Below are 7,534 nucleotides of genomic sequence, written 5' to 3' on the forward strand. Positions count from 1 at the left end.
GCTGCAAGCAGCCACCCCATGCTCGCGCAGTTGGAGCTCCTATTGAACGCCTGACCGGCACGACAGAGGACGCCATCAAGACCGCGCCGTCGGCGTACACCCCCCTTGCCGCTCCGCCGTGGCGGAGCGGGTTAGTCCAAGGCAGGTAATGGGAAATGCCCATTACCTGCCGCAACCGGCATTGTCCCAAGTGTCAGAGCGCGACGCGCGAACGGTGGCTCGCCGACCGTCAGGCCGATCTGCTGCCGGTGTCTTACTTCCACGTGGTCTTCACCGTCCCGGCCCAGATCGCTGAGATCGCCTTCCAGAACAAGGCGGCGGTCTATGCGATCCTGTTCAAGGCCGCATCCGAAGCCTTGAGGGTGGCGGCGGCCGATCCCAAACACCTGGGTGCCGAGATCGGCTTCTTCGCCGTGCTGCACACCTGGGGCCAGAACTTGCTGCACCATCCCCACCTGCACTGCGTCGTCCCAGGCGGTGGCCTTTCTGCCGACGGCACGCGATGGATTGCCTGCAAACCCGGCTTCTTCCTGCCGGTCCGGGTGCTCTCACGCCTGTTCCGACGCTTGTTTCTGGAGCACCTGGAGAAAGCCTTCGCGGCCGGCCAGTTGAAGTTCTTCTCTAGGACGTGGTGACGATTTAACTATCTGAGCCAAATGGCGATCGCTGCGAGTTTGACGAAACCCATGAAGTTTGCGAGCAGCTTGTCGTAACGGGTTGCGACGCGCCTGAACTGCTTGAGCTTGTTGAAGAAGCGCTCGATGCGGTTGCGCTCCTTGTAGAGATCGCGGTCGTATGGCCGCTGGGCCTTGCGGTTGCGCTTGGGCGGGATGACGACCTCTGCGCCCTGTTCAGTGATCCTGTCAACGAGGTGATCGGCGTCGTATCCCTTGTCGGCGATGGCGGCATCGGCGTCGATACCGTCGATCAGGTCGTGGGCCAAGGCGATGTCGTTGCGCTGGCCGGGGGTGCCGATCAGGCGGATGGGAAGGCCGAGCGCCTCGGTGGCGGCGTGGATCTTGGTACTCAGGCCGCCGCGAGACCGACCCAGGCCCTGGGCATCCGCCCCCCTTTGACCTTGCGTGCCCCGGCGGCATGCTGGTGCGCTCGCACGATCGTGCTGTCGATCATCAGCCATTCGAGGTCGGCTTCGCGGGCGAGCATTTCCAGCATATCGTCCAGCACGCCCATCCCGATCCAACGATAATAGCGCCGCTTCACCGAGCGGTAATCGCCAAGCCGCTCCGGCAGGTCGCGCCAACGGCCACCCGAACGCGCCATCCACAACAGCGCGTCGAGGAACTTCCGATTATCTGTACGCGGGCCGCGCTTGCCTTTCGTGCCACCGGGCACAAAACCCTTGATCCGGTCCCACTGGTCGTCCCCAAGCGCATCGCAATCCATCGCCGATCTCCAAAAATCAGCGTTGAATCTGATTTGCCAATCCTTGGGAATCCCAAACCCTTAAATCGTCACTACGTCCTAGAAATGCCTGCATTCGATAGGGAAGAATATCGCGCACGAACAGCTCGGCTCCGCCAAAAAATGGGGGAGCATGGTATTGATTGCCTGCTTGTGTTGGAGGAGTCTAGTATAAACTATATTACCGGATACGCGGGATATTCGGACTATGTTCCCCAAATCGCTCTAGTGTGTCAAGACGATGAAGATCCTTGGTTGATATTGCGCGAGCTCGACGTAACTGGTGCGATGGTGGAATCGTACTTGCCCGAAGCGCGTATCCTCTTTTATGCAGAGAAATACATCGGTTCGAGCGAGCTTTCGGCATGGCAGCCCATTGGCGATCTCGTGAGAGAGCGCAGTGAGTCAAGCCGCATTGGAGTGGAGCTTTCAGGTAAGATGCTGGGAGTTAAGGGGTATGCTGCCCTAAGCAACAGCTTAGGAACGTCCGATTTCATCGATGCCGATGGATTAGTTTCCAAATTGAAAGCTATCAAATCTCCCGCTGAACTCATGTACATGGAGCAAGCTGGAAAGATCGTAGAAAAGGCTATGGAGGTAGCTCAGCTTGAAATCGCCGTAGGAGCGAGAGAGTGCGATGTCGCGGCTGCCGTACAATATGCGTTGACGAGCGGGACCCCGGAGTTCCCAGGCGGCGGGAGCCATATCGGCTTGCCAAACATGGCTGTTGGGTTTCTCGCGAACCAATGCCACAGCAAGTGGGGCGACGGGCGCTACAAGATGGGTACCCAAACTAATTTCGAGATGGGTGCATTCCGGCACCGCTATGCCTGTGCGTTGTCACGAAGCATATTTTTGGGTGAACCCTCCGCTCGGGCACAGCACGTGCATCAAGCATGCCATGACGGATGGCTCGCTGCGTTTGAAACTTTGAGGCCAGGAGTAAAGTGCATCGATGTGGAGCGAGCGTTCAGACGCGAATTTGGACCTCGTGGTGTTCGAAAAGAATCCCGAATTGGATACTCGATAGGTGTCGATTGGGTGGACGGGGGCCCCAGCTTCATGGAGGGAGATGAACCGAGATTCAGGAGAATATGACCTTCCATCTCCTCATTGGGATATGGGAGAAGACTGATGGTTACATCTTCAGTGAAACCGTTCGCATCACGAAAAATGGCGCGAAGTCGCTAAGCAATATGCCCCGTCACATGCTGGTAAATCATTGACGGCGCAACAAGGGAGTTGAAATGAAGGCAGCAATGGTCACGAATACTTTTGTGATCGCCATCGCGCTCAGTGCCATGGCCGCCGCAACTGCGATAGCCGGTCCGCTGACGGATCGAATTGCCGCGGGAAAGCCGATTCGCCTTGGCTTTGCCAATGAAGTGCCGGCTGCATATCTGGGTAAGAGCGGAGAGCCTGAGGGCTTCGTCAACATCATGACGCTCGATGTACTGAAAAAGATGGGCTATGACAAAATAGAGCCCGTCCAGACAGAATGGGGTGGGCTGGTCCCCGGACTGCAAGCGGGTCGCTTCGACATTATCACAGGTGGTATGTTCATTCTCGCATCGCGTTGCGAGAACGTCGCCTTCGCCGAGCCGATCTACAAGGCGGGAGAGGCATTCCTTGTTCCCGCAGGCAATCCTAAACATCTCCGCAATTATGACGACCTACTCAAGAGTGGTGTCACCGGGGCTGGTTACGCAAACATTCAGCACGCGAAGGCTGCGGGTGTCGACGCCGCAAAAATCATGGAGGTACCAGGTCCACCCGAGATCCTTGCTGCCGTGCAGGCCGGGCGTGCAGACGCTGGGGCAGGCACCCCTATCCTGGTTGGAGAGTTGGCCGCCGGCAGCCGTGGTAAACTGGAAGTGACCGATCCGGCAGCGATGCCCAAGGATTCGTTCAACTGGGGTGGCCTCGCATTCAGCAAGGAAGACCAGGAATTTATAGCCGCCTTCAATGCTGCCCTGAAGGAATATATTGGGTCGGAGGAGATGATGAAAGCTGTCGCAAAATACGGCTATACCAAAGATTGGCTGCCAGGCGACGAGAACAACACTAAATGGATCTGCGCCAACCGATAATCGGGGCGCAGGGCGGACCGAGCTTTCGGTCCGCCAATCCACTCTTTCCAAGTGCCCGTCACGGGGCATTGCCTGCCGCCTAAGTGGCTTTTAGGGAAGGTTCTAAACGGGCATGTCCTATTTTGAGTTCCTCGGCCGATACGGCGGCCTGATCCTCAGCGGGACTCTGATCACGATCTTATTGACCGTCACGGCAGCGATTTTGGGGATTGCGATAGCGCTTGCGACCGGGCTGATGCGTATGGCGCCAAACCCGCTGGTCCGCGGCATGGCCATCGTCTACATCGAGATATTCCGCGGCACCTCGCTCCTCGTCCAGCTCTACTGGGTCTTTTTCGTGCTGCCGCTTTTCGGCATCACCCTGGAGAAATTCACCGCCGGCTTCGCCGCTGTCGGAATGAACCTTGGCGCCTACGGGTCAGAGGTAGTGCGCGGCGCGATCCTGTCTGTACCGCAAGGCCAATGGGAGGCGGCGCTGGCGCTCAACATGTCTCCGGCCAAGCGCATGCGGCGCGTGATCATGCCGCAGGCGTTGCTGATCATGCTGCCACCTTGGGGTAATCTTCTCATTGAGCTTTTAAAGAGCACCGCTTTGGTCGCGCTGATCGCCGTCTCCGACTTGACGTTCCAGGTCAAGCAGATCAACGGTACAACCTACGTGTCAGCCCAGAGCTTCGGCACCGGGCTTATCGTCTACTACGTCATCGCTCGCTTCATGATCACTCCCTCCATGCGATGGCTGGAAGGCTTCATGATGCGCAAGATGGGGAGGGCGTGAGGCAGTGTTCGACTGGCGATGGGACTTCACCTGGCAGATTCTGCCCCGCCTGCTCGTGGCCACCGGTAACACTCTCATGGCGGCCGGGTTCGGCTACGCCATCGTCCTCGGTCTCGTCTTGGCGCTCGCACAGCGCACGCCTTACCCGGCATTGACCATGCTGGTGCGCGAAACCATCGAGTTTATCCGATCGACGCCGCTTGTGTTACAGATCTTCTTCGTCTTTTATGTGGGGCCACAATTCGGCCTGAGGCTCTCGCCGTGGACTGCAGGCATGTTCGCCATCGGCCTGCATTACGCTTCTTACCTGTCGGAAGTCTATCGCGGCGGGCTGGACAGCGTGCCGAAAAGCCAGTGGGAGGCGGCGACCTCGCTCAACCTGTCGACCGCGCGTACCTATTTCCGCGTCATCATCCCGCAGGCGCTGCCGCCCTCGCTCGCCGGCATGGGAAACTACCTGGTCGGCATCTTCAAGGACACACCTATCCTGTCGGTCATCGGCGTAGCCGAACTAATGCACGCGGCGAACTCCATCGGCTCCGAGACCTATCGATTCCTCGAGCCATACACGCTGGTCGGGGTCATTTTCTTGGCTATTTCGCTGCCCACTGCCGGTGGCATTCGCGTCTTCGAGAATTGGGTGCGCAGAAAGCTGGGGATGAGTTGATGACCACCGACGACCTGTCCACCTTCCCCCTTGCGCTTGAAGGTGACAATCTGCCGATGGTGAGTTTCAGGAAGGTCACCAAGCGCTACGGGAGCCTGGTGGTCCTGGATTCGCTCGACCTCGACGTCGCCGAAGGCGAAATGGTCACCATCATCGGCCCCTCCGGCTCGGGAAAGACGACCGTCCTTAGAATGCTGATGACGCTGGAGACCATCAATGGCGGCGTCGTCTACGTGGACGGCCAGCCGTTGACCCACATGCCCACCGGCACCGGACTTGCTCCCGCCAACACCCGCTACTTGCGCAAGGTGCGCTCCAGGATCGGCATGTGTTTCCAGCACTTCAATCTGTTCCCGCATATGACCGCGCTGGAGAACTGCATGGAAGGTCCGGTGCACGTGCTCGGCCTGTCGAAGAAGGAGGCGCGCGAGCGCTCCGAGGAACTGCTGGCGATGGTCGGCATGACCGACAAGCGCGACCAACACCCATCGCGCCTCTCGGGCGGCCAGCAGCAGCGCGTGGCGATCGCGCGCGCGCTCGCCATGCGGCCGAAGGTCATGCTTTTTGACGAGGTCACGTCGGCGCTCGACCCGGAGGTCATCGGCGAGGTCACCACCGTCATCCGCAAGCTCGTCGCCGAACACCATCTGACCATGCTGATGGTCACCCACCAAATGGGCTTCGCCAAGGACATCTCGGATCGCGTATGCTTCTTCTTTCGCGGACGCATAGAGGAGCAGGGAACGCCTGAGCAGCTTTTCGGGAACCCCAAGATGGAGCGCACTCGGCAGTTCCTGAGTGCGGTCTGCGAGGCGATTTGACTAGGTATGCTCCCGCGAAAGCGCGTGCGAAATGCCGCTTCGAGGGGGTTGTTCATGAGCGCCGCGAATGGTTCTCATCAAGGTAAGTCAACTCGCCGCAAGATCGATATAGGTTGAAACACGGGGCCTCAGAAATGCGTGGTATTGAAGAATTTCGCTATCTTCAAATCGAAGCAACCGAATGGCGTCGGTATCTGCATCGGACACCCGAGCTGGAATACGGGCTCTACGACAGCGCGAAATTTGTGGCAAATAAGCTAGCATCCTTCGGGATCAATCACATCGAAACCGGCATAGCGGAAACGGGCGTAGTGGCGGTCATCCAGGGAATTAGAGGGGACGGCCCGACGATCGGCTTGCGCACAGACATGGATGCTCTGCCAATCGTCGAAGCTTCCAATAAGCCCTGGACTTCAGAGAACGCCGGAAAGATGCATGCTTGCGGCCACGACGGTCACACTGCCATGCTATTGGGGGCAGCAAAACACCTTGCCAACACGCGGAGCTTCAAAGGCACTGCGGTCCTGATCTTCCAGCCGGCCGAGGAGGCCGGTCGTGGCGCAGAAAGAATGGTGCAGGGGGGGCTGATGGAACGCTTTGGGATTTCGCGTGTGTTTGGCATGCACAACATGCCTGGAATCGACATTGGAAAGTTCGGGATATGCGACGGCGCAATCATGGCGGCGCTAGACGAGTTTGACGTCATCGTGAAAGGAAAAGGCGGGCACGCAGCCACGCCACATCTCACCGTGGATCCCATCGTCGTTGCGGCGCAAATAGTTGTTGGTCTGCAGACCCTCGTTTCTCGCAATACAGATCCAACCGAGGCCCTCGTCATCTCGGTGACGAGATTGGAGGCTGGCCAAGCCTATAACATTATCTCGGACCAGGTTGCGATCGGCGGCACCGTCCGGACCCTTTCGCCCTCGTTGCGGGATTTTACAGAACGCCAGATCAAGGTTTGCGCCGAAGGTATCGCGCATGGCCTAGGAGCCGAGATCGAGTACAAACACCGTAGACTTGAGCCGCTCACCTTCAACCATACCAAGGAAACAAATCAGGCAACCGACGCTGCCCGGGGCCTTGTGGGTGATGGTTCGGTCAACGACAGGGTCAAGCCGATCATGGGCTCCGAAGATTTTGCCTATATGCTTCAGGCGCGGTCGGGCGCCTTCATCTTCCTCGGCAACGGCCCGAGCGCTGGATTGCATCATCCGGCGTATGATTTTGATGACGAGGCTCTACCTTACGGAATTGGCTACTGGGTAAATCTGGTCGAGAAAAGCTTGGCTGTTTGATGTGTACTTCGCCACACGCAGTGCACTGCATCAGTACCCCTACGGTGAGGCTTCCAATTACATAGGGTAATCGCGGGGTTGGGAACACTGGCGCGGTTGCGATGCGTTGGAAGGATGGTTGCCCGGGCTCCAGCAGATTATCATGCCGTTGCTCGATGCCTGGAGGGGCATGCGCGCCCGCGCTGCCGAATTGCGCAAGCAGCACCGCGTGGCCGCACTCCCAGATCGCCTGGAAGACGGCTGACGAGTTCGCCAGCACCGTCAATACGCGACGGTCGCTCACGCTGCGCTGTGCCAAAGGCTCCGCACCAGCGCCCGTCGCTTCACCCGCCCAGCAGGGCAAAACCAACGCCGGTGACCTGCCACTGAACATTCATCCAGCGGCGATTAGAGCCTTGGCCGTTTCTGTTACGCCTCTTGGCGCGGGTTGAGCAACCGGCGGAGGCGCAGAGCCTTCC

At 58.7% G+C, this 7,534-nt stretch carries 7 protein-coding genes and 1 pseudogene; 7 read left to right on the top strand and 1 reads right to left on the bottom strand.

The window, feature by feature from the left end; genetic code table 11:
- Positions 1 to 164: 164 nt before the first annotated feature.
- Positions 165 to 617, top strand: a pseudogene (locus ACFFNA_RS40285) (IS91 family transposase); the annotation flags it as partial.
- 26 nt (positions 618 to 643) lie between these two features.
- On the opposite strand, the gene ACFFNA_RS40290 reads toward ACFFNA_RS40285, so the two are convergent.
- Positions 644 to 1,404, bottom strand: a protein-coding gene (locus ACFFNA_RS40290; protein ID WP_378925984.1) for an IS5 family transposase whose coding sequence is annotated in 2 segments (ribosomal slippage) — positions 644 to 1,065 and positions 1,065 to 1,404 — 762 coding nt in all. Because the reading frame shifts where the segments join, the coding sequence is not laid out codon by codon here.
- Between the two features lie 84 nt (positions 1,405 to 1,488).
- Here ACFFNA_RS40290 and ACFFNA_RS40295 point away from each other — a divergent pair.
- From ACFFNA_RS40295 to ACFFNA_RS40320, 6 genes are all read left to right on the top strand, one after another.
- Complete coding sequence (locus tag ACFFNA_RS40295; RefSeq protein ID WP_378925986.1) at positions 1,489 to 2,520, top strand: M24 family metallopeptidase; 1,032 nt, start codon at positions 1,489 to 1,491, stop codon at positions 2,518 to 2,520.
- A 149-nt stretch (positions 2,521 to 2,669) separates the two neighbouring features.
- Complete coding sequence (gene ehuB / locus ACFFNA_RS40300; protein WP_378925989.1) at positions 2,670 to 3,512, top strand: ectoine/hydroxyectoine ABC transporter substrate-binding protein EhuB; 843 nt, start codon at positions 2,670 to 2,672, stop codon at positions 3,510 to 3,512.
- A gap of 112 nt (positions 3,513 to 3,624) precedes the next feature.
- On the top strand, positions 3,625 to 4,290 hold the full coding sequence (gene ehuC, locus ACFFNA_RS40305) for an ectoine/hydroxyectoine ABC transporter permease subunit EhuC (protein WP_378925992.1): 666 nt from the start codon (positions 3,625 to 3,627) through the stop codon (positions 4,288 to 4,290).
- 4 nt (positions 4,291 to 4,294) lie between these two features.
- A complete protein-coding gene (gene ehuD, locus ACFFNA_RS40310; RefSeq protein WP_378925994.1) occupies positions 4,295 to 4,957 on the top strand; it encodes an ectoine/hydroxyectoine ABC transporter permease subunit EhuD in 663 nt (220 codons plus the stop codon).
- Entirely contained in the window at positions 4,957 to 5,778 is an 822-nt protein-coding gene (gene ehuA, locus ACFFNA_RS40315; RefSeq protein WP_378925996.1) for an ectoine/hydroxyectoine ABC transporter ATP-binding protein EhuA, read from the top strand. The genes ehuD and ehuA overlap by 1 nt, the downstream gene beginning before the upstream one ends.
- 134 nt (positions 5,779 to 5,912) lie before the next feature.
- The gene (locus ACFFNA_RS40320) at positions 5,913 to 7,076 is read left to right on the top strand and encodes a M20 aminoacylase family protein (protein ID WP_378925999.1); all 1,164 of its coding nucleotides are present in this window, start codon (positions 5,913 to 5,915) and stop codon (positions 7,074 to 7,076) included.
- Positions 7,077 to 7,534: the final 458 nt, after the last annotated feature.

Origin of the sequence: Mesorhizobium kowhaii, from assembly GCF_042431665.1 — a bacterium.
GTDB lineage: Bacteria > Pseudomonadota > Alphaproteobacteria > Rhizobiales > Rhizobiaceae > Mesorhizobium > Mesorhizobium kowhaii.

Excerpts from the sequence above, each read along its gene's own strand:
- ACFFNA_RS40295 (WP_378925986.1), top strand. The coding sequence starts at position 1,489 with ATGCCTGCATTCGATAGGGAAGAATATCGCGCACGAACAGCTCGGCTC.
- ACFFNA_RS40320 (WP_378925999.1), top strand. The coding sequence starts at position 5,913 with ATGCGTGGTATTGAAGAATTTCGCTATCTTCAAATCGAAGCAACCGAA.
- ehuB (WP_378925989.1), top strand. The coding sequence starts at position 2,670 with ATGAAGGCAGCAATGGTCACGAATACTTTTGTGATCGCCATCGCGCTC.
- ehuA (WP_378925996.1), top strand. The coding sequence starts at position 4,957 with ATGACCACCGACGACCTGTCCACCTTCCCCCTTGCGCTTGAAGGTGAC.
- ehuC (WP_378925992.1), top strand. The coding sequence starts at position 3,625 with ATGTCCTATTTTGAGTTCCTCGGCCGATACGGCGGCCTGATCCTCAGC.